Origin of the sequence: Vreelandella zhuhanensis, assembly GCF_009793355.1 — a bacterium.
Taxonomy (GTDB): Bacteria; Pseudomonadota; Gammaproteobacteria; order Pseudomonadales; family Halomonadaceae; genus Vreelandella; species Vreelandella zhuhanensis.
The window spans coordinates 76,828-98,097 of the sequence record NZ_WTKP01000002.1; the positions used below are offsets into that span (position 1 = coordinate 76,828).

Sequence of the window (21,270 nt, forward strand, 5' to 3'; positions counted from 1 at the left end):
ATGCGCTTAGCCGCTGCACCACACGTTTTCACTTTCAGGTGCTGTATGAGCCAACTTTCCACCACACCGCTTTCCGTTCTGGATCTCGCGCCGATTCGTCAAGGGAGCAGCGCTGCCGACACCTTCCGCGACACCGTTTCGCTTGCGCAATTGACCGAACGCCTGGGCTTCACCCGTTACTGGCTGGCCGAGCATCATAATATCGAGGGTATCGCCAGCGCCGCAACCTCGGTACTGATCGGCCACGTGGCCGGGCAGACCAGACGTATTCGCGTAGGCAGTGGCGGCATCATGTTACCCAACCATCCGCCGTTGGTGGTGGCTGAACAGTTCGGTACCCTGGAAACCTTGTATCCTGGACGAATCGATCTGGGGCTGGGCCGCGCCCCGGGCTCCGATGCCGCCACCATGGCCGCCATGCGGCGCTCGGCGCATGCCGGTGTGGATGATTTCCCCCAGCAACTCGCCGAACTGCAGCGTTACCTGGGCGAGCCAAAGCCCGGTCAGCGAGTCAAAGCCGTGCCTGGCCAAGGTACCCATGTGCCCATCTGGCTGTTGGGCTCCAGCGGCTACAGCGCCCAGCTGGCGGCCCGGCAGGGCTTACCGTTCGCCTTTGCCGCCCAGTTCGCCCCCGGCTATCTGTTCGAGGCGCTGCGGCTGTACCGCGACAATTTCCAGCCCTCCGAGCACCTGGAAAAACCCCACGCCATGGTGGGACTGCCGGTGATTGCCGCCGACAGCGATGAACAGGCGGACTTCCTGGCCACCACCGCCCAGCAGAAATTCCTCAACTTGATTCGTGGCAAACGTACCCAATCTTTGCCGCCCACCGAAGCGCTCGACTGGAACCCGCATGAGCGCGCCCAGGTTCAGCAGTTCCTGGGGGCCGCGATCATCGGCGGTCCAGAAACAGTACGCACCGGGCTCGAAGATTTTATCGCTCGTACCGGGGCGGATGAACTGATGATCAACAGCGACTTCTATCGTCACCAGGACCGCTTGCGTAGCTACGAGATCGTCGCTAAGGCCGCACGGTGAGCGCCGAACTCACGCTGAAAGGCTCTCTTTCGGGCTTCAAGCGCATGGCACCGCTTTCGCTGTTCGTGGTCGCGTTCGGCCTGGCGTTCGGTGTCGCCGCCATTCAGCGCGGTCTTTCCGGCTTGGAAACGCTGTTGATGAGCGGGCTGGTATTCGCCGGGGTGGCGCAGTTCGCTGCCCTGGAGCTATGGGGTCCAGAGATTCCCTTGATTGCCTTGATTGCCACCACTTTCGCCATCAATGCCCGACATTTGTTGATGGGTGCTGCTCTCTACCCATGGCTGCGCCACCTTCCTCCCCTGCAGCGCTATACCAGTCTCAGCGTCATGAGCGATGCCAACTGGGCTATGGCGGCGACAGATTACCAGCGTGGCGAAACCAACATCGGCATTCTGGTGGGCGGTGGTATTGCCCTGTGGTTGGCCTGGATGTTGGGCACGGCATTGGGGGTGATATTCGGCAGTGGGATCAGCGAACCCGAGCGCTTGGGGCTGGATGTGATCATGGGCTGTTTCATGCTGGCCATGCTGGTCGGCGGCAAGACCAAACTTTCGATGTTGTTTCCCTGGAGTGTCGCTGCCATGGCGGCACTTTTGGCGCTATATTTCTTACCTGCCAACTCGCATGTGATCGTCGGCGCTCTGGCTGGTGGCATCGCCGGGCTTTTCCTTCCTGACACTCCCAAGCCCAAGGAAACCTCCAAGCCGAAGGAAACAGCATGAGTCTTGCCCTGACACCCGCAGGTGCCTTGGTGGCCATAATTATCATGGCGGGTGTAACCTACCTTGCCCGTATCGGCGGTGTGATGGTGATGGCACGTGTACCCATCGGCCCTAAAGTGGAGCGTTTCATCAACGCCATGGCGGGCTCGGTGTTGGTCGCGGTTATTGTGCCCATGGCGGCACAAGGCGACTGGGCCGCACGAATGGCGCTGGTGGCCACACTCGGGGTGATGTTGGCCACTCGCAAACCCTTGGCTGCGATTACCGCCGGCATCGCCACCGCCGCGTTATGGCGTTTATTTTAGAGCCGCCTGCCCCAGTGCCGATTAGCTGACACAGCATCCATTGGCGAAGGAGTGGGTAAGGCGTCACACTGAGGCAGCGCATTCCTCGATGCGCTATCCATCATTTAACAAGGAAGCCCGATGACGATTTCCGTAGGCGAAAAAATTCCCGACATCACCATCAAGACCAACGGCCCGGAAGGACCTCAAGATATCTCCACCGGGGAGCTGTTTGCCGATAAACGCGTGGTGCTGTTTGCGGTGCCCGGCGCTTTCACGCCGGGGTGTTCCAACACCCACATGCCCGGCTTCGTGGTCAACGCCGACAAGATTTTCGAGAAAGGTGTCGATACCATCGCTTGCATGGCGGTAAATGATGCTTTCGTGCTCGACGCCTGGCAGAAGAACCAGAATGCCCAGGCCTTCACCATGCTGGCCGACGGCAATGCCGAATTCACCAAGGCGCTGGGGCTCGAGCTCGATGCCTCCGGTGCGGGCATGGGCACACGGTGCAAGCGCTTTGCACTGATTGCTGACGATGGGGTAGTGAATTACATTGGCGTGGACAGCAAGGGCGTGAAAGATAGCAGTGCCGAGACTGTGCTCGAGCTTCTCAGCCGTACATAAGCGGGACGTTTGCCATCCCACCAGGGTGAGCAACGCTTAAAAAACAAGGGCGCACCACGGCGCCCTTGTTGGATAGGTGAGTTACCGCGGAGCACGCTTGGTTTCTGTCACGGGACGCGCAGGCGGACCGAAGCCGAAATAGCCGGCTGCCAAGGCAGTGAGGATATGCAACCAAACATCATGGCCGTAGAGCGGGACCAAGCCGAACAGCGTATTGGTGAAAGGGATCAAGCCGAGCAACGCCAATATGGCGAATAGTACCGCATTGACTTGAGCAAAGAAGACCGAGGCACTCAAGCCTTGCCGGGAAGCCATAATCCCCCAGACACCCACGCCAAGATGCACCAGGTTGTGCAGGAAATTGACGGCGAAGAGCCCGAATAACCTGCCATGGCCCATTTCGACTGCCATCTCATTCGTCATGCCACCCGTCATTTCCGGTGGAGTAACGAGACCCGGAATGAACCCCAGTACACCAATGATGGCATAAATAATACCGAAGATGAGAGCAAATTTAGTAACCATGAGACCTCCTGTCCTTGATTGACTGTATCGTCGTGTTGCTTAACTCAAAGCAGCATTTAAACCTTGCTTCAGCCAGTGTAGAAAAAAACGCTGTACTCTGTCTTTTATTGAAAATTCCAGCCTTCAAGTAATTTCATTAGAAATGAAAATGGCATTCGTGGAGGCAACCACTCCCTCAACCACTTATTTTTTATCTATTTATTTGCCGCGTTTCCTCTTCTATCAATTCCTGGTTATTTCCCGCAATAAAACCAATACTTCTGTGCGTCTTATCCTTTACGAGAAGCTTCCTGAAGTCTTCCACGGCTAACGGTGGGCTAAAAAGAAATCCCTGGCCACCCTCGCATTGCTGGCTACGCAACAAGTTATATTGCTCTCTGGTTTCAATGCCTTTGGCCGTAGCTCGAAGATCAAGATTTTTCGCCAACTGGATAATCGATTTCATAATAGTGATAGCATCAGCGTCATGCGGCATGCCATGTACAAAGGATTGATCGACATTGACGGTATCAATTGGAAAGCGCTGCAAATAACTGATCGATAAAGGACCGACCCCAAAGTCGTCAATGGTTAATGCCAGGCCCAGCTGTTGCAATGATTCGAGCATCGTTAAAGAGGCTTTTGCATCATGCATCAAGCTGCTTTCGGTAAATTCCAGCTCGAGAAAATGGGCTTCCAATCCAGTATCTTCAAGTATCTCGATAATGCTTTCTAGAAACTTCTTGTTGCATAGCTCCACCGTTGAGATATTCACCGCGACCGGCACGATATCAATCCCTTCGTTACGCCATGCCTGTAGTTGCCGGCAGGTTTCATGCAACACCCATTGGCCGATGGGGACAATCAGACCGCATGCCTGGGCAACGGGTACGAACTCTGAAGGAAGCACCAGCCCCAGAGAGGGTTCGTGCCAACGAACCAGCGCTTCGGCACAGCACACCTCACCCGTCTCTATATCGACCTTGGGTTGAAAATTGAGAAAAATTTCGTTTTCTTTAAGCGCTTGCTGAAGGTGGCTCTCGATAAACAAACGCTTGACGGTAATCGCATTCATGCTGGGACGAAAGAAATGGTAGGTATTACGTCCATCCTTCTTCGAATGGTACATCGCAAGATCGGCATGGTGCATCAACTCATGCGTATCGATGCCATCAACCGGGTAAAGGCTGATACCCATACTGGCACTGACGCGCACCTCATGCTTGTGGATGCAATAAGACTCAATAATGGTGGAAAGTATTTTTTCAGCCACCTTCGCTGCATCTTCGGGTTTTTCAATTTCAGTCAATAGAATCACGAATTCATCACCGCCCTGGCGACAGACGGTATCCGTATCCCGTACGCACTTGCTTAGACGCTCCGCTACCGCTTGCAGCAGCATATCGCCTAAAGCATGACCCAGCGTATCGTTGACAGGCTTGAAGTCGTCAAGATCCAGATAAATCAAGCCCACCTGATGGTGATGGCGATGTGCCAGACCAATCGCTCGATTAAGTCGCTCCACGAGCAATACCCGATTGGGTAGGCCTGTCAGCACATCATGTTGTGCCAGGTAAGTCATCTTTTCCGACATGGTCTGAGACTGACAGGCATCGTGGAAGACGATTACCGCACCGGTGACATTTCCTTCTTCATCATGCAGCGGTACAGCTGAATCCTCGATGTGACATTCACTTCCATCACAACGAATCAACACGCAATTCATTGCCAATCCTACGGTTCGGTTTTCCTCGATAGCACGTCGCGCCGAATTGGCGGCGGCTTCATGGGTTTTGGCATCGATGATATGAAAGACTTGAGCAAGCGGCTTGCCGATGGCGTCCTCACTTGCCCAACCGGTCAGGGTTTCCGCCATTCGGTTCAAGTAAGTCACCGTGCCATATAAATCGACAGCCAATACGGCGTCACCCACCGAATTGAGCGCCACTCGCGCCCACGCCCTTTCGGCATACAGTGCCGACTTCATTTCAGCAAGCGCCACCCTGAGGTGTTCGTCCTGTCTCGGCTCATTTTCGGTCGGTAGAAACTGGCTTGCCGGCGAGAGGTTTGAGTGCTGCTCCCCTTCTTTCCTTGAAGCCCAATGATCTGCACCAAGCAACCGCTTATAATCAGACATGATCAATTTTCCCAAGAGAGCCCCCTCGATCGGCTACCAAGAAGAGTAGTAGCGCGACCTAGAGCATTCAATTAAATTAGCTTTATAGACTTATCAATTTGAATAAGAGGAAGCACTTTCGTCTTAGGCATGGCGGCTGTCTCTCTTGACACTCGCATAAAAAGCGCGGCCGAAGCCGCGCCTTATGATTCCGCCATATCAATTCAATCAATTATCTCAGGAGGAACCACCTCTCGCATCACTCAAGCGCTGGTCGCCTTCCACTTCATCGAAGTCTTCTTCACGATAGTCTTCGGCGGCGGAGCGAAGCTGCTCTTCACTACGCTGCTGCTGAGATACCAGCTGGTCCCCCTGCACTCCCAGTGCTTCCAGAGGAATAGCCAGCTCTTCGGCACCGAAGCCGAGGAAACCACCGGTACTGACGATACCGTAAAGCTGGCCATCCTGAGTATGGCGGGCGATACGGTCGATATCACCCATTTCCTCACCCTGGCTGGTCACTACCATCATGCCCTCAAGCTCGCTGGCCTGCATGGACATGAGCGAGCTTTCCTGCTCATCGGTAGCTTGCTGCTGAGTAGTAGTCTGGGTTTGTTGTTGGTCTTCTTGCTGTTGGCGTTCTTCCCGTTGCATTTCAACGTCGACTTCTCCACTACGCTCTACTTGCACTTCCGCTTCGCCTTGCTCCTCTACGGTAACCTCAGGCTCCGCCTCTTGAATTTCAACATCCGGCTCCGCCTGCTCCACGTGCACTTCCGGCTCGGGCTGAGTGATGGTTACATCCGGGCTCTGCTGCTCAACGGTAACCGTGGGCGGCTCTTGCTCTACCTGTACATCCGCTGCTTGTTCATCCACTACCACCGTGGTGCCTTCAGCTTGGCCGGCCTCCTGCTGGTCAGTCTGCTCTTCGTTCTGTGCCAGAACGCCACTGACCATACCGGCACTAAGTGCCCCGACTGCGATAGCAATCACTGTCCTTTTCATAGCATGCCTCCTTGATTGGGTTGCAAGCTTCAATCTAGACCACTTATTCGATATCTAAAAAGCAAGTTACAAAACAATAACAAAAAAACCTATGCAAGGGATTGCTATTTTCAAAAGCATTTAGCTTATGTTAATTAAAAGCTGTTAAGCCACTTGATGACATACCATCGCCGGGTTTTGTTCCACCATTTTCACCACACTGCCAACCACGATCAGACAAGGAGAAGGCAGTGGCTCGGCGGCGAGTTTTTCGGGCATATCCGCAAGTGTACCGGTAAGCGCGCGCTGTTCCGGCAAGCTGGCGTTGGCCACCAGCATGATTGGCCAGTCGTCGGGCAACCCGGCGCTACGCAGCCCAGCGCAAATCGCCCCCACCTTGGAAAGCCCCATATAGAACACCAGCGTTTCATCACGACTGGCCAATGCCGCCCAGTCCGGCGTGCCGTCTTCACGACATAGTTGAGCAGTGATAAACCGCAGCTGCTGGGCATGGCCACGGTCGGTAAGCGGAATACCCATGCAGGCGGCGGCGGCCGAAGCGGCGGTAATGCCGGGAACGATTTCTATGGGCACCTGAGCGTCACCCAGCAAAGCAAGCTCTTCACCCATACGACCGAAGATGCCGGGGTCACCGCCTTTCAGGCGTACCACCGACTTGCCTTGCCCCGCCAATTTGACCAGCAACGCACCGATTTCGGCCTGGGGCATACTGTGATGACCGCGCGTCTTGCCCACGTAATGGCGCTCGGTTCCCATCGGAATCAGCGCCAGCACATCATCCCCCACCAAACGGTCGTAGACCACCGCATCGGCCTGCATCAGCAACCGCGCTGCCTTGAGCGTCAACAGTTCCCCATCACCGCTGCCTGATCCCACCAAGTACACGCACCCTTGGCGACAGGCGCCGCGCAACGAAAGGTTGGGGGTAGCACGGTGTTCCTTGTTGGACGTTAGGCAGGACAGGTAACGCCACGCTCCCTGGCTCAAGCGGGACTGATTGAAACGGGCGAAGGCTTCAAGCCACTTCTGTTTAAGACTTTGGGTCAGAGTGCGCATGGGGGCCCTCTCCTCTTCGATCAGGGATTTTATTTCAGGAACGCAGTTACCACATTGTGTACCGCAGGCATGCCTTGCGCCCAGCGCATCATAGCCTTCACGACCCAGTCCGGCCAGGCCGGGCCGGGCCGGGCTGTAACAGGATAGCTGAGCTGGGCAGCGTAAAAAGCGCAGCCCTTGAGCTGCGCCTTTCGACGGTGATTGGTCGCTTCGGTTGGAAAGCTGGGCAACTCAGTATCGAGCAGCAAAGCCTGCATGCCGACGCCGTGACCTTCTATGCCGGCAGTCTGGCGGTACCCATGCGGCGCGACATGGATTCGCCCGAGGGTCAGCAAGGTGCTGGAACCTTCAACAGTTTGCTGAGCCGCCACATACGCAAGGTACTGACGCTATCGGGCGATTGATTTCACCCACATCGGAGAATTCGCTAACCGCTTGGTGAATGCCTTTCTCATCTCACTGGTCCAGACACGACTATTCTTCCCGTTCTCCCTGGATATCGGCTGCACGGTTTTCTTCTCCGACCAGGTACTTTTCGACAAAACGTTGTCGCTGCTGTTCATCGAGGAAAGGACCGAAATAGGCGGGGTCCAGACCTGCCTCCCCAGCTTCGAAGCCAGCGGTTCCCGCTTTCGTTTGTGCATCCACAGAAACCGAGGAATTGAGATTATCTCGTATGATCATACCGGCGTGCTGGGCCGGGGTAAGGATGACACCCCGATCGAGGTGATCATCGATAGTGCCTTCCATCTGGGTACCCAGCATCACTTCGTCTTTATACTTCTTGCCCTTCGCCTCGTCTTCGAGTTGTTGACGCACTTCGCGCTCATCGTTCATGTTCAGTTCCTTCTTCACTAACGGTCGACTGCAACAAGATAGGCACCTCCTACCGAGGTGCCTAAAAAATGTGTTCAGTGCTTGATAGGTATTTCCTGACGTTTCGGTGCCGCCTCGGCATCGCGGGGAACGGTCACGGTGAGCACGCCGTTGTTGAAAGAGGCCTGGATATCTTCCTTTCGGGCATCCGCGGGAAGATTCAGCATCCGGCGAAAACTACCGTAGGAACGCTCGATGCGTTGATACCGTTTTTCCTCAGACTTTTCCTCCTGACGCTTTTCACCTTCGATGATCAACTGGTCATCTTCAAGGTTCAGCTTGATGTCCTTTTCTTCGACACCCGGCACTTCAACGCTGATCACGTATTCCTTGTCACGTTCAGCGATATCCACGCTGGGACGCAGCAGACTTGGGGCTTCTCCGGCGACGGTCGATGGCATGCCGAACTGGCCCATCACCCTGTCCATCCAGCGATCAAGCTCCTGATGAATACCCAGCAACGGCGAGACCTCGCCACCGCTGGATTTCGCAGGAGTGGAACCTGACCCAGTATCGCTTCCTTCGTTCCTGAGCCAGTTCCATGGGGAAAGCTTGTGCGTATCCATTTTTTAACACCTCCTTTTTTGTCAATATCCATGGGGTAAAGCACCTATATCAGTGTCGGAAACATTCGAAAGGTTATCAAGGGGAGGGAAATTAAAATCGTACGCAAAAGCATAAATTGCTCTAAGTATTTAATATAAATAAACTTGGCTGCACATCAATAAGTGGCCACCTCGTCGGCTGGATAACTAATCACGCCTTTGGCGATCGAACAACACGATAAAGATCAGCCCGAACAGCATGCCGGCCAGGTGAGCGAAATTGGCCACCCCCTGTTGCGTGCCGAACACCCCGGCCATCAGCTCGAGTATCCCCAAAAACACCACGAAGTATTTCGCCTTCATGGGAATCGGCGGGATAAGCAGCACCACGATCTGGTTGGGAAACTTCATGCCGAACGCCAGCAAGATGGCGAACACCCCGCCCGAAGCCCCCACGGAGGGTGCCGGGGGTATCGCACCAACGGAAGAGAGCAGCACCTGTACCACCGCGGCCCCGACAATACAGAAACCGTAAAAGACAGCGAATTTCAACGAACCCCAGACTCGCTCTATCGGCCCACCGAACATCCACAACACGAACATGTTGATAAACAGGTGGAACAGGCCGCCGTGCAGAAAGGCATAGGTAACCAGCTGCCAGGGACGGAATTCACCCGCTGCCAACTCCGGCGGTAATTGAGCGCTCACTTCCACCCCCAAGGGCCATAACGCCAGATACTGCATTCCCAGATAGGGGGCGTTCAACAGCGCCAGAAAACTGAGGGCATTGAGTATCAACAATGTCATCACTACCGGAATGGAACCCCGTGAGGCCAAGCTTTTTTCCTCCTGTTCCATTTGTTGCATATGACGCTCCCTTGAAAAGCATTTTCTCCAGCCTGATAACTCACTTGCGTCTCCACTATTTCTTGCCCGACGACTCAATGGCTCTCAGCTGCATTAAAGATATAACGGAAGTATAGGAAACATATCCGTAAACGAAACGTTGATCGGAGGCGATGATTCCCCGAGCCTGAAAGTTGTCAGCTGAATCCATGAGGCAAGGTACGCTGCGTTTAAACGCCATGTGGCAAAGTCGGAAAAAGCCACTCATGCTTGAATGGAGTCAGAAATATGCCTTGAATCCCATCTCAAAATCAAAGGAGGCGGAGCGGATAAGTGTCAGGGAAGCGACACTGGCTAAAGCAGTTGAGAGCCTGTCACATGACCGTAAGGTTTCAGTGCCAGTGTCGATGTTGCCGTCAACCAAGGAGAACTTTGACCGATGGTACGATTCGATAAGAAAGCCACACGGCTTTACGTGCTGGATACCAACGTATTGATTCATGACCCCACCGCGCTCTATCACTTTGATGAGCATGACGTGGTCATTCCCATGACGGTTCTAGAAGAACTCGACAAACACAAGAACGGCATTCGCGAGATTGCCCGCACGGCACGCCAGATCATCCGCGCCCTTTCGGACCTGACCAACCAGGTCGATTTCCAGGAGATTCAGCAAGGAATTCTCATCCCCAAGCTCAGCGGGGAAACCGGCCGTCTGCGCTTCCTCTGTTATCAGGATCTCAAGCCACTGGATAATATGGAGGACAGTCCCGACAACCGTATTCTGGCCGAGACCTGTCGGCTACGTGAGGAAAGGCCCGATGCCTCGGTGGTGCTGGTCACCAAGGACATTAACCTGCGGGTCAAGGCGGCTGCACTCAAGGTACCGGTAGAGGACTATCTCAACGATCGGGTATTTTCCGATTCCGATACTATGATTGAAGGAGCCAAGGTCTACGTACCCGTCGGTCTGGATGCCAAGGGACTATGGGGATCGCTTAATGTCGAGGTGAAGGTCGAGCGTCTCGAAAACCATACGTTTTATCAGCTCAGCGGAATAATGCCTCATGACTGGCATGTCGGCATGCTGGTGTCCGATGGTGAAAATGGCGCTGAATTCGAGGCCATTGTACGCGAGCTGGGTCCCTCCAGCGCACGCTTGGAGCTGCTGACCAATTACCGTCATCACACCGGCGTATGGGGCGTGCATGCCCACGACAGCCGCCAAAACTTCACCTTCAATCTCTTGATGGATCCGGAGATCGACTTGGTCACCATCGCCGGCAATGCAGGAACCGGAAAGACCTTCATGACCCTGGCGGCGGCATTCCAGCAGACACTGGATTTCAAGCAATTCGAGCGGATCGTCTTTACGCGCGTACCCGTGCCGATGGGCGAGGATATCGGCTTTCTGCCCGGTACTGAGGAAGAAAAGATGTCGCCGTGGATGGGGGCCTTTCACGATAACATGGACAACCTGCTGCGCAATGACGATGGAGAAAGCAGCTGGGACAATGACGCCACCCGTTCATTGATCGGCTCTCGCGTCCAGATTCGCTCGCCGGGCTTTATGCGTGGGCGTACCCTGAACGATACCTTCCTGATTATCGATGAGGCACAGAATTTTACTCCCAAGCAACTTAAGTCACTGGTAACCCGTGCCGGTCGCAATACCAAGATCGTCTGCCTGGGCAACGTGGGGCAGATCGACACTCCCTACCTCACCGCCAACACCTGCGGCATGGCCGCCGTGGTCGAACGTTTTCGCGACTGGCCCCACGCCGGGCATATCACCTTGACCAGCGTGGAACGCTCGCGCCTGGCACTGGCCGCTGAAGAGCTGTTATAGAATTCGATATAAAAACTTTAATATCAATAACTTGATAGTCATATCACTCCACCGCTGGGGCATTACGCCCCGGCCTTCGCGACTCAACAGACACGCTCTGTTCAGATGGTTAATCTTCATCGCTGGGTAAATGGTGGGTTGGCTTTTGCCAGGGATGCATGGGTCCCAGCGTATCTGCTGCATGGGCTTTTCTTTCCCCCATCGGACGCGGCTCACCGACCGTGGTATCCAGCCGGGTCTGGCGCTCCATCTGGCAGTTGATTTCCGCGCCCAACAATATGACGAAGGCCGAAAGCCAGAACCACAACATCAATACCACTACCGCCCCTAACGAGCCGTAGAGCTCGCTGAAATTGGCAAAATAGCGCACATACAAGGAGAGCCCACCGGAGCCAAGCAACCACAATCCCGTGGCGACCAAGGTTCCCACGCTCAGCCATTGCCAGCGTGGCGCGCGCCGGTAAGGAGCGAAGCGATACAGTAGTGCAATCAGGACACTCATAAGCACTAGCAGCGGCGGCCAGCGCAACCAACCCACGATTCGATCATAGGGGCTATGTATTCCCAGTATATTGACCACCAGCGGGAACAGGGCGATAAACCCCAGGGTGAGCAGGGTAATGCCGAGCAAGCCGAATGTCAGGGCGGCCACTACCAGGATGCGCTTGGTTAACCCGCGTTTTTCTACCTGCCCATAAACGACATTAAGCCCCACGACAAGTCCGGTGACGCCCTTGGAAGCCACAAAAATGGCTAATACCGTGCCCAAGGCTGCCGTGATACCCGGCCCTGTATCGATTTCCTCGATAAGCTTCTGCGCTTGTTCGTCGATCAAGGTGGCCGCATTCGGCGGCATCAGACGGCTGAGCTCATTGAGTTGGCGAATGATGTCGTAAGGATCGAACAGCAACCCCCATAGCGAAATCATTGCGGCAATCGCGGGAAATATCGCCAGCAAGGCGTAAAACGCCACACCGGCCGCCAGCATGGTGATGCGATGAGCTTCCATCTGCTGCTTGACCCGCCAGGCGATATCCAGCCAGCCTTTTACCGGAATGTCACAGGGCACTTCGGCCTCACGACCACGTAACCGCTCGCTCATGAAAGTTCTCGCGTCGGGAAAAATATGCCATGAAATTGTCTGGATGATACAGCAACTTTCACGACGGAATATTCTCCCATGCTAGCAGTGCCACCAATCCCACCGCGAGCGCCATCATCAAGCCACTGGCATGGCGGCGCATCCAGGCGTCGCTGGCGAGGAGCTGTTCCAGGCGCTTCATCAGCAGGGTTTCCATCGCCAATGCGCGCGTCACTATGGAGGCCTTGGTGATGAACAAGCGGTGCACCATGGCACCATAGACGTTGGCGCCGGCACGCCCGAGTGCGGCGTATAGCCACCAGAGATCACCGGTCGGTACGATAAAAGGCCTTGGCGTCCATAACGTCAACACCAGCCCGGCGGCTAATACTCCCAAGGGGAGTGGCCAGACCAGTCCCGGCCATTCAGCGAAGGGAGGAAACGGCATGGACTCCGCCGGTAGCGGTAACCAGACAGGCGTAATCAGCGCCAGCCCCAAGGTTGCCAGCCAAGCATAAAGCTGCCAGCCATTTCCCTTGCCGACCTGACGCTGCTGCCATTGGCGCCACAACGCCACGCTCACTAGCGCGGCGGTGCCTATCGCTGCCAGCGACAAGAGCCATATCAAGGTGGTTTGTTCATTGTCGTACAATGCCGACTTGAACCCCCATTTGGATACCATTCCTGCTCCCAGCGTGCCTGCCAGCGAAAGCCCGGGAAGCGCCAGCAACGCCCACATCAGCGTCAGTGGCCAAGCCGGTAGATGCTCACTGATGCTGGTGCCCATGAACAGCGCCCCCTTGGCGAGGGCATGATGAGCGACGAACAATACCAGCGCCGGCCAGACCAGGTGCCAGTTGTCGGGTGCTGTCAGGCCGGTGGCCACCAGAGTGGTCATCATGCCCATTTGACTGATACTCGAATAGGCCAGCACCGCCTTGGGATGACGCTGCATCACGCCGTATATCGCCGCCCCGAAAGCCGCCAGCAACCCGACGACCATGATCAGCTGACCAAGACGCAAGAATCCTTCGCTGAGCAAAGAATTACCTAACGGCAAGACGTTGAGCCAGCCCAGCAAACCCGCCTTGATCATGGCCCCGCTCAAGACGGCACTGGCAGGCGCCGGTGCCACCGGGTGCGCCAAAGGCAACCATACATGCAGGCCGATCACCCCGGCCTTGATGCCAAATCCACCCCACAGCAGCGCCGCTATGGCCACCCCATGCGGGGCTTGGGCAATCCCTTCACGCAGCCCTTCCAGGGTGAGTACCTGCGCCTCCCCCGCCACCCATAGGAAGCCCCCGAGCACCATGCCTTCGCCGAGCACCGCCATGATCAAATAAACATGGGCACCCAAAACCGCTCGCTGCGACTCGTCATGTATCACCAGGGCGTAGGCGGCAAAAGTCATCAGCGAAAAGCCAAGATAGAAACTGGCAATATCCTGAGCGACGATCAAAAGAATATTGCCCGTCAACGTCAATGGCCATAACACGGCAAGGCGCAACAGGCGCCGTCTTGCGGCGGTATCTCCAGCATTTGCCTCGGCCTGCTCATGGGCGAAATAGCCTCGGGCATGCAAGGCCGCCAAGGCCCAGAGCAAGGCAGTGAACATCAACCACGCTCGGCTCAGGGCTGTAAGTTCCCATTGCCCACCGAGTATCCAGCCATCCAGTATCCATTGACCATTACCTACTAGCACTAACCCCAATGCCGGCCAGGCGGCGCTCAGCCACCAACCGTTCAAGTACTGCACCACCCCCTGATCGCCTGCAGCAACATGGCGCCACATCACCTTAATGGACAGCAATAACGGCCAGAGCAAAGCCAGGCCCAGCAGACTGTTGAACCAGAGCGCACTGGAGGTAAGTGTATCGGGCAGCATCATGGCAGGTAGTCTCCCAATGCGACTGCAGTAGCCCAGCCCAAGGGGCTGAACGGCATGGCGGCAAACAGCCCCGCACCCAGGCTGAGCAAGGCGGTGGCAACCATCGGCCATAACAGCCAGGCACTGGTTTCCATATGCCCCAGGCGTCGTTCTTCGGGCCAGGCGCCGTGACCATGAGCCGGGCCCAGGCGAAACCACAAACGATATAGAATAGGCAGAAAATACATCGCATTGAGCATACTAACCGCCACCAGCACCACGATTACCCAGGGCATACCCGCCTGCACGGCCCCCATGCCCAGATACCATTTAGTGATAAAACCGGCTACCGGTGGCAAGCCGATCATCCCCAGAGCACCTACGGTAAACGCCAGGCTGGTCAAGGGCATGCGGCGCCCGGCACCGTTAAGCTCATCAATGCGATGAATCCCCAGCTCTTCGGCGTAGTTGCCGGCGCAGAAGAACAAGGTGACTTTCATAAGGCCCTGGTGAAGCAGATGAGTCAGTGCCGCAATGGTGCCAAAGGGGCCGAACAAGCTGATTCCCAGCACAATGTATGAAACCTGGCTGATGGTGGAGAAAGCCAGGCGCGACTTGAGCTCCTCCTGAGCCAGCGCCCGAAGCGAGCCGTAGACAATGGTGATCGAGGCCGCCACAGCCAATACGGTGGTCATACCCAGTTCCACGCTGAGCTCGATGCCGAAAACATCATAGACAACGCGTAATATCCCAAAGGCGCCGGCCTTGACCACCGCCACCGCATGCAGCAGTGCACTGACCGGCGCCGGGGCAACCATCGCACGAGGCAACCAGCCATGCACCGGCACCATGGCCGCCTTGACCGCCAACCCACCGACCAGTAGCGCAAAGATCAGCAGCAACAAGCCGCGGTAGTCGGGCAGAAAGACTTCAAGGCCGCTGCCTTCCAAGGCGAAAGAGTGCTCACCGGCCAGGCTATACAACAGCACCACACCAAGCAGTAATACCGTGCCTCCTGCCAAGGTATAACGCAGATAAACGCGCCCGGCATCCAATGCCTTCGGCGTACCGCGATGCACCACCAAGGGGTAGGTAGATAAGGTCAGCATTTCGTAAAAAATCAGGAAGGTGAAGAGATTGCCCGCCAGCGCAATGCCTAAGGTGCTGCCCACGCACAGGCTAAAAAAACCAAAAAAACGCTTCCGGTTGGGTGAGCCCTCCAAATAGCCGATGGCATAGAGAGTGGTGCACAACCACAGCAATGACGAAAGTCCCGCAAACATCATGCCCAAGGCATCGGCGCGCAAGACGAAGTCGATGCCTTCCACTACCGGAAAACGAAACGTATCGCGATGCCCCTCTACTACGCGGTACCCCAACAGCACCACCAGTGTCAGCTTGACCAGCGCCGCCCCCAGATTAACGCCGGTACGCCAACGCCAAGCGTTTTCCGGCAGCGCAAAGATAACCACCGCTGCCAACAGAGAAGTGGACAACGCCATTGGCGGCAACCAGGCCGCGTTCATCAGCGGTCCCCTTGCAGTAGATTCAAGGGGCCATAGGCAAACAGCCCTAGCAGCAAAGAAGCCAACGCCAGGCCGAGCGCCAAGCCATCCAGCCAAGGGGGCAAGGCACGAAACGCATAATGAGGAGAAGTTTCGACAAAGGAGTAGCGAAACACGCGAAACACATAGGCGGCGGAAAGCAAGGTGCCCAAGAGGAGCGCTGCCACCCAGGCCCACTGGGCCTGCATCACCATTGCCCGCAACAATAACCACTTGGCGGTGAAGCCTGCGCTCGGGGGCAATCCGATCAAACTGACCGAGGCGACGCCGAAGGCCAGCAATGACAAGGGTAACTGACGACTGGCACCGACCAGGCCTTGCAGTGAAGTCTTCCCAGTGGCGAGTATCAGATTTCCGGCGGCCAGGAACATCGCCGCCTTGGCCAGGGCATGGCCTACCAGATACAGCCAGAACCCTTGCCAGGCCAACACCTGCACCGATGCCGAGATGCCGGGGCCCAGCAACAGGGGAAACACCACCATCAAATACCCCATCTGAGCGACCGTGGAATATGCCACCAAGGACTTCAATTCCACCGCACGCCAGGCCAGCCCGCCTCCCCAAAAAATGGCAATCACCCCGAGCCAGGCGACCAGCTGAGCGGCAAAGATGCTGTCCGGGATCAACACGCTCCATAACTGCAACAGGATGAACAGTGACGCCTTGATCACCAGGGCGGCGTGCAAGGCACTTACCGGCACCCAGGCATTGCCATGTACCGGGGCCAGCCAGGCATGCAACGGAAACAAGGCCGCCTTGAGGGCCAGCCCCGCCCCCAACAACGCCGCAGCCGTCCAGGCCACCGGCCCCGCTTCCACCACTTGCACCAGACCGGCCAGGTCCAGCCTGTCCCAGTGGCCTAGAATCAACGCCACTCCCAATAAATACATCAGCGAGCCGACCAACGCCAACAGCAAGTAGCGTATGCCGGCCACCAGCGCCTCCACCTTACCCGGCAGCAACAACATGGCGACGGCACTCAACCCCATCAGTTCCAGAGCGACATAGAGGGTGAGCAGATCCGCTGCCACCCAGATCAGCGAAAGCGAACTGATCAGTATCCCTAGCAGCGGCCACAGCCAGCGCTCCAGGCTGCGTTGCGCTGGGTCAGCGTGGCGCAATTCACCCGGTGTATAGAGTGCCGCTACCAGCCCCAACCCTTGGGTGAGCAACAACAGCAAGACACTCAGGCCATTCAGGCGCAACTGTACGGTCAGCTTGCCCCATTCCAGTTGCCAACGCTGCAAGCCGTACTGCTCGACTATCATCAACAGCACGATGCCGCTGGCCACCAGAGGCAGCCCAGCCAGCAAGATAGGCCAGGTACGTTGAGGGCGCAGCCAGGCACCCAGCACACCCAAGAGACAAGGCAGGCACAGAGCCACCCAAAGCGCCGGGTAGGTGAGAGGCAATACCATCTGTGAGCTTTCGACCAGGCCGAAGCGCATGCTCATCATGGCCCTGATCGCTTTTGCCGGAGGCTTTCATTATCGCTGATAAGCGCCTTGGCTCCCTGCAAGTGATACAAACGTCGTATCAGCATGGCACCCAGCAAGGTACCTAACCAGGCCACTCCCAACCCCGTGATGATCAATGCCTGCGCCTGAGCCACGGTGCCCGTCAACCCCGCCAGCAACAGGAACACCCCGGAACCCAGCACATTGAATGCTAGCAACCGGCGCAACAAGTGCCGGTGCAAGGCGAACGCTCCAAGCCCGAGAGCGCTCATCGCCACCCCGGCCAGCAATAAAGGTTGTTGAATAGGTGAGTAAGCCATCACCGGTACGCTGTGTCTGAGAGCCGTACCAATCATGCCCATCCATGCCAGCGCCAGTACCGCGCGAATGGCAGCTTGTCGAAAGGGCTCGCGAAACCAGTCGCGCCGTGGAGGCAAGGGAGAACCGGGCGGAAGGATACCCAAGGCGTAAAACAGGCTGCAGCCGGTCAATCCAGCGCCCAGCGAAAATTCAGCAAGCGCCAACCAGGGTGCCCCAAGCTGCCACCAGGCAAGCGCCATGCTCAAAGCAAAACCGACAAACACAATGCAAGCACGTACCAGATGGCGATCAAACAGACAGCCTAGCGCCAAGGCGGTGAGCCCCAGCGCTAAAAGCAGGTCAAAAAGAGGCGGAGTGGCATTCATCATGGCTCATGCAAGGCGTTCACTCAGCCAAGTGCCGATATCTTGCACCTGTTGCGGGCACAAGGCATGCGCCATGGGGTAGCGGTGATAGTTCACCGTGTAATCCCAGGCCTTGAGCCGCTCATAGGCAGCCCGTCCCAAGGCTTCCTGCACCACCGGATCAAAGTTGCCGTGATGGATCTCTATGGGAATATGCCGGTTGGCATCGGCCAATTGAATACTGTCGGCGGTGGCAAAGTACGTCGACAAGGCCAACAACCCACCCAGCGGCTGAGGAAAAGACAGCGCCACCTCGTAAGCCACCGCCCCTCCTTGAGAAAACCCCGCCATGATGATGCGTCGGCTATCGATGCCCTGATCAATCTGCTCTTGCACCAAGCCCTTGATCCGCTCAGCAGAAGCCTGCAACTGCTTTTCATCCACTCGCCGATCCAGGTCCATGGACTGCAGGTCGTACCAGGCCGGCATTACCATCCCACCGTTGATCGTGACCGGCAAGCGTGGCGCATGCGGCATGATAAAGCGTACATTGGCCCCTTCCGGCAATTTCAGCGCCGGCACCAGGGGTTCGAAATCATTACCGTCGGCACCCAGGCCGTGCAGAATAAACACACAGGCGTTGGCGGGCTGGCCGTTGCGCGGTTCAAGGATCAGTTCACCGGGGTTACTCATGGGTAGCTTCCACTTCAATCAAAAGCGATACCCTAGCGTAAAGCATCAATCACAGCGAGCGCCATTCTTAAAACGGCCATACCACAGGAATTAAAACCAGCGCCACGGCTGCGGTCAGTAAGTTAAGCCCACCCCCTAACCGCAGGAAATCACCGAAATGATAACCACCGGGACCATAGACCATCAGGTTGGTCTGGTAACCGATGGGTGTCAAAAAGCTGGCAGAGGCGGCAAACATCACCGCGACCACAAAGGGCATGGGGTTGACGCCGAGGCTTTCGGCACTGGCCATGACGATAGGAAAAACGATCACGGCTGCAGCATTATTGGTGACGAGTTCCGTCAACAGCGCCACTAGAAAATATACCCCTATCAGCAGCAACAAGGGATTGCCTCCCGCCAACGCCAAGGCCGATTGCGCCACTTGGGCGGCAGCCCCACTGCTTTCCAGTGCCGCTCCCACGCCAAAGGAGGCGGCAATGGTCAGCAGTACCTGAGTATCCAGGCCACGCTTGGCCGCACTCACTGAACAGCAGCCGGTCAACAGTACAGCGGCGGCGCCAAGCATGGTGGCATTGAGCATACTCATCAGACCAAAAGCCGCGAGCATGACAACCCCGCCCAGAATTGCCCAGGCCAGCCCGGCTTTTTCATGCACCGGCCGAGCCGCTCCGTTGAGCTGGCTGATCAACAGAAAATCCCGCGACTGGCGATGGCGTTCGATGAAAGGCGGCCGCGCCTCCAGCAGCAACACATCGGAAGGCTGCAACCGTACCTGACCCAGATTACCCGCCACGCGCTCGCCTCCCCGGCAGATAGCCAATACAGCGGCACCGTATAAGGTGCGAAAATGGCCATCTCGAATACGCTTACCGATAAACTGGCACTGATCCGAGACCACCGCTTCCACCAGCCGACGCTCCTTGAAGTCTTTTTCCAGACTAAAATCTCCGTGGCGCGAGGGAACTAGGCCGCGAATCTGCTGCAATTCCACCGCAGCATCAGAGGTCCCGGCGAATACCAGTCGATCATTGGCTTTAAGTCTTTCCCCCGGACCTACCACCGTGACGATATTTCCCTCGCGTTCGATTTCCACCAAAAATAGCTCCTGCAAATGCCGCAATCCAGCCTCCTCGACACTGCGATCCACGAGCGGCCCATCAGGCGCCACTTCCATTTCAATGGTGAATTCCCGCGGATTATCGAAGGCAGTGGAAGCACTGTGGCGGCGTGGGAGCAAGCATGGTCCCAGCACGATCAGATAAATCAATCCGATGACCGCCACCGGCACCCCCACCCAGGCCAAGTCGAACAAGCCCATGCTTAATGCCGGGTCGCGCTCAAGCAGCAGCCCATGGACCACCAGATTGGTACTGGTGCCGAACAGGGTCATGGTGCCCCCCAGGATGGAGGCAAAACTCAATGGCATGAGAAAGCGCTGGGGAGACAATGCCAGGCGGCGGCTCCAGCTCATCACGGCAGGAATATAGGTCGCCACCACCGGCGTATTATTGAGAAAGCCGCTCAAGGCCGCGACGGGGATCAGCAAGCGGCCCAGCGCTGTGCGTTCCGAATCGGGGCGTTTCAGCACATGACGGATAAGCAGGTCGATGCCGCCTGTTTCCCGGATGCTGGTGACCAGTACGTACATGAACGCAACGGTGAACAAGCCGCTATTGGAAAAACCACCCAACGCCTGGCTGGGGTCGATCACTCCGAGGGTCAACAGTAAAATGACGGCACCGAGCAAAATAATATCGGGCCCGAGCCGGGTAAAGGCCATCAGGGGAAAGATAGTAAGCACTACCGTTACCGAAACCCAGGCATCCAACGACATGACAGTATCCATTAATAACGTGATGCTGCATTGTGACGCCCATCCTATATTCTAAAAAGTTATTTTTAGAAATTCTGAAATTCCATAAAAGAATAAAAAGGCAGAAAAGAGTTAAGCTAAGCGATATAGAAAAGGGCTAATTCTTGAAGAACGTGAATCATAGGCACGCAAAAAGACCCGCCGAAGCGGGTCTTTTCTGCTTGTCTGGCTCGAAAGCCTAACTAGCGAACATCATGCTGAAGGAATTAACCGACAACCTTGATGTTGGAAGCCTGAAGGCCTTTCTTGCCCTGAGTGACGTCGAAGGAAACCTTCTGGCCGTCTTGCAGAGTTTTGAAGCCATCGGCTTGAATTTCGGAGAAGTGAGCGAACAGGTCGTCACCATTATCGTCCGGAGAAATGAAACCAAAACCTTTAGTATCGTTGAACCACTTAACTGTGCCAGTTGCCATTATCGAATTCCTCAAATAGCTAAAATATAGAGCCGGGAAATACCCGAATTACAGTGGGTAGAACAAGAAACCTTCACCAGACTCGATGCTATAGAGCGTTTCGATACTGCTGACTTCGTGCGACTTGCTAACCAACTGCGCGCATTCTGCACCTTTCCTCAGCCCCCGTCAAACCTTATTTG

21 protein-coding genes are annotated in these 21,270 nt (G+C 56.1%); 6 read left to right on the forward strand and 15 right to left on the reverse strand.

Features of this window, described 5'->3' with window-relative positions; genetic code table 11:
- Nucleotides 1-45 precede the first annotated feature (45 nt).
- The 4 genes from GPM19_RS02660 (at nt 46) to GPM19_RS02675 (ending at nt 2,671) form a co-directional block, all read left to right on the forward strand.
- Complete coding sequence (locus GPM19_RS02660) at nt 46-1,038, forward strand: LLM class flavin-dependent oxidoreductase (protein WP_160417347.1); 993 nt, start codon at nt 46-48, stop codon at nt 1,036-1,038.
- Nucleotides 1,035-1,760, forward strand: a complete 726-nt coding sequence (locus GPM19_RS02665; RefSeq protein ID WP_319928083.1) for an AzlC family ABC transporter permease — start codon at nt 1,035-1,037, stop codon at nt 1,758-1,760. Before GPM19_RS02660 ends, GPM19_RS02665 begins: the two co-directional genes overlap by 4 nt.
- On the forward strand, nt 1,757-2,065 hold the full coding sequence (locus tag GPM19_RS02670; protein WP_160417348.1) for an AzlD family protein: 309 nt from the start codon (nt 1,757-1,759) through the stop codon (nt 2,063-2,065). The genes GPM19_RS02665 and GPM19_RS02670 overlap by 4 nt, the downstream gene beginning before the upstream one ends.
- Before the next feature lie 120 nt (nt 2,066-2,185).
- The gene (locus tag GPM19_RS02675; protein ID WP_160417349.1) at nt 2,186-2,671 is read left to right on the forward strand and encodes a peroxiredoxin; all 486 of its coding nucleotides are present in this window, start codon (nt 2,186-2,188) and stop codon (nt 2,669-2,671) included.
- Between the two features lie 81 nt (nt 2,672-2,752).
- On the opposite strand, the gene GPM19_RS02680 is transcribed toward GPM19_RS02675, so the two are convergent.
- The 4 genes from GPM19_RS02680 to cobA form a co-directional block, all read right to left on the reverse strand.
- On the reverse strand, nt 2,753-3,196 hold the full coding sequence (locus tag GPM19_RS02680) for a DUF4383 domain-containing protein (protein ID WP_160417350.1): 444 nt from the start codon (nt 3,194-3,196) through the stop codon (nt 2,753-2,755).
- 190 nt (nt 3,197-3,386) lie between these two features.
- On the reverse strand, nt 3,387-5,312 hold the full coding sequence (locus GPM19_RS02685) for a putative bifunctional diguanylate cyclase/phosphodiesterase (protein ID WP_160417351.1): 1,926 nt from the start codon (nt 5,310-5,312) through the stop codon (nt 3,387-3,389).
- A gap of 216 nt (nt 5,313-5,528) precedes the next feature.
- The gene (locus GPM19_RS02690; RefSeq protein WP_160417352.1) at nt 5,529-6,296 is read right to left on the reverse strand and encodes a PRC-barrel domain-containing protein; all 768 of its coding nucleotides are present in this window, start codon (nt 6,294-6,296) and stop codon (nt 5,529-5,531) included.
- A 144-nt stretch (nt 6,297-6,440) separates the two neighbouring features.
- Nucleotides 6,441-7,352: a uroporphyrinogen-III C-methyltransferase gene (cobA, locus tag GPM19_RS02695; RefSeq protein WP_160417353.1), complete on the reverse strand. Its 912-nt coding sequence runs from the start codon at nt 7,350-7,352 to the stop codon at nt 6,441-6,443.
- A gap of 74 nt (nt 7,353-7,426) precedes the next feature.
- On the opposite strand from cobA, the gene GPM19_RS15355 reads away from it, so the two are divergent.
- Complete coding sequence (locus GPM19_RS15355) at nt 7,427-7,756, forward strand: hypothetical protein (protein WP_227842108.1); 330 nt, start codon at nt 7,427-7,429, stop codon at nt 7,754-7,756.
- Between the two features lie 70 nt (nt 7,757-7,826).
- Here GPM19_RS15355 and GPM19_RS02705 read toward each other — a convergent pair whose 3' ends face one another.
- The 3 genes from GPM19_RS02705 to GPM19_RS02715 all read right to left on the reverse strand — a co-directional run bounded on the left by GPM19_RS02705 (nt 7,827) and on the right by GPM19_RS02715 (nt 9,640).
- Complete coding sequence (locus tag GPM19_RS02705; protein ID WP_160417354.1) at nt 7,827-8,189, reverse strand: hypothetical protein; 363 nt, start codon at nt 8,187-8,189, stop codon at nt 7,827-7,829.
- Between the two features lie 74 nt (nt 8,190-8,263).
- A complete protein-coding gene (locus GPM19_RS02710; RefSeq protein WP_160417355.1) occupies nt 8,264-8,794 on the reverse strand; it encodes an Hsp20/alpha crystallin family protein in 531 nt (176 codons plus the stop codon).
- Between the two features lie 186 nt (nt 8,795-8,980).
- A complete protein-coding gene (locus tag GPM19_RS02715; protein ID WP_202114660.1) occupies nt 8,981-9,640 on the reverse strand; it encodes a rhomboid family intramembrane serine protease in 660 nt (219 codons plus the stop codon).
- Nucleotides 9,641-10,058: 418 nt separating this feature from the next.
- On the opposite strand from GPM19_RS02715, the gene GPM19_RS02720 reads away from it, so the two are divergent.
- Nucleotides 10,059-11,468, forward strand: a complete 1,410-nt coding sequence (locus GPM19_RS02720) for a PhoH family protein (protein ID WP_160417356.1) — start codon at nt 10,059-10,061, stop codon at nt 11,466-11,468.
- A 109-nt stretch (nt 11,469-11,577) separates the two neighbouring features.
- Here GPM19_RS02720 and GPM19_RS02725 read toward each other — a convergent pair whose 3' ends face one another.
- The 8 genes from GPM19_RS02725 to GPM19_RS02760 all read right to left on the reverse strand — a co-directional run bounded on the left by GPM19_RS02725 (nt 11,578) and on the right by GPM19_RS02760 (nt 21,088).
- Nucleotides 11,578-12,570, reverse strand: a complete 993-nt coding sequence (locus GPM19_RS02725; protein WP_160417357.1) for a YihY/virulence factor BrkB family protein — start codon at nt 12,568-12,570, stop codon at nt 11,578-11,580.
- A 58-nt stretch (nt 12,571-12,628) separates the two neighbouring features.
- The gene (locus GPM19_RS02730; protein ID WP_227842109.1) at nt 12,629-14,440 is read right to left on the reverse strand and encodes a complex I subunit 5 family protein; all 1,812 of its coding nucleotides are present in this window, start codon (nt 14,438-14,440) and stop codon (nt 12,629-12,631) included.
- Nucleotides 14,437-15,945 (reverse strand): proton-conducting transporter transmembrane domain-containing protein, encoded by a 1,509-nt coding sequence (locus GPM19_RS02735; RefSeq protein ID WP_160417358.1) that lies wholly within the window; start codon nt 15,943-15,945, stop codon nt 14,437-14,439. Before GPM19_RS02735 ends, GPM19_RS02730 begins: the two co-directional genes overlap by 4 nt.
- The gene (locus GPM19_RS02740; RefSeq protein ID WP_319928084.1) at nt 15,945-17,441 is read right to left on the reverse strand and encodes a complex I subunit 5 family protein; all 1,497 of its coding nucleotides are present in this window, start codon (nt 17,439-17,441) and stop codon (nt 15,945-15,947) included. The genes GPM19_RS02735 and GPM19_RS02740 overlap by 1 nt, the downstream gene beginning before the upstream one ends.
- Nucleotides 17,438-18,127, reverse strand: coding sequence for a DUF4040 domain-containing protein (locus GPM19_RS02745; RefSeq protein ID WP_160417359.1), 690 nt, complete (start codon nt 18,125-18,127; stop codon nt 17,438-17,440). Before GPM19_RS02745 ends, GPM19_RS02740 begins: the two co-directional genes overlap by 4 nt.
- A 6-nt stretch (nt 18,128-18,133) precedes the next feature.
- On the reverse strand, nt 18,134-18,799 hold the full coding sequence (locus GPM19_RS02750; protein WP_160417360.1) for an alpha/beta hydrolase: 666 nt from the start codon (nt 18,797-18,799) through the stop codon (nt 18,134-18,136).
- Between the two features lie 67 nt (nt 18,800-18,866).
- Entirely contained in the window at nt 18,867-20,636 is a 1,770-nt protein-coding gene (locus tag GPM19_RS02755; protein ID WP_160417361.1) for an SLC13 family permease, read from the reverse strand.
- A gap of 245 nt (nt 20,637-20,881) precedes the next feature.
- Nucleotides 20,882-21,088, reverse strand: a complete 207-nt coding sequence (locus GPM19_RS02760; RefSeq protein ID WP_114485639.1) for a cold-shock protein — start codon at nt 21,086-21,088, stop codon at nt 20,882-20,884.
- Between the last annotated feature and the right edge of the window lie 182 nt (nt 21,089-21,270).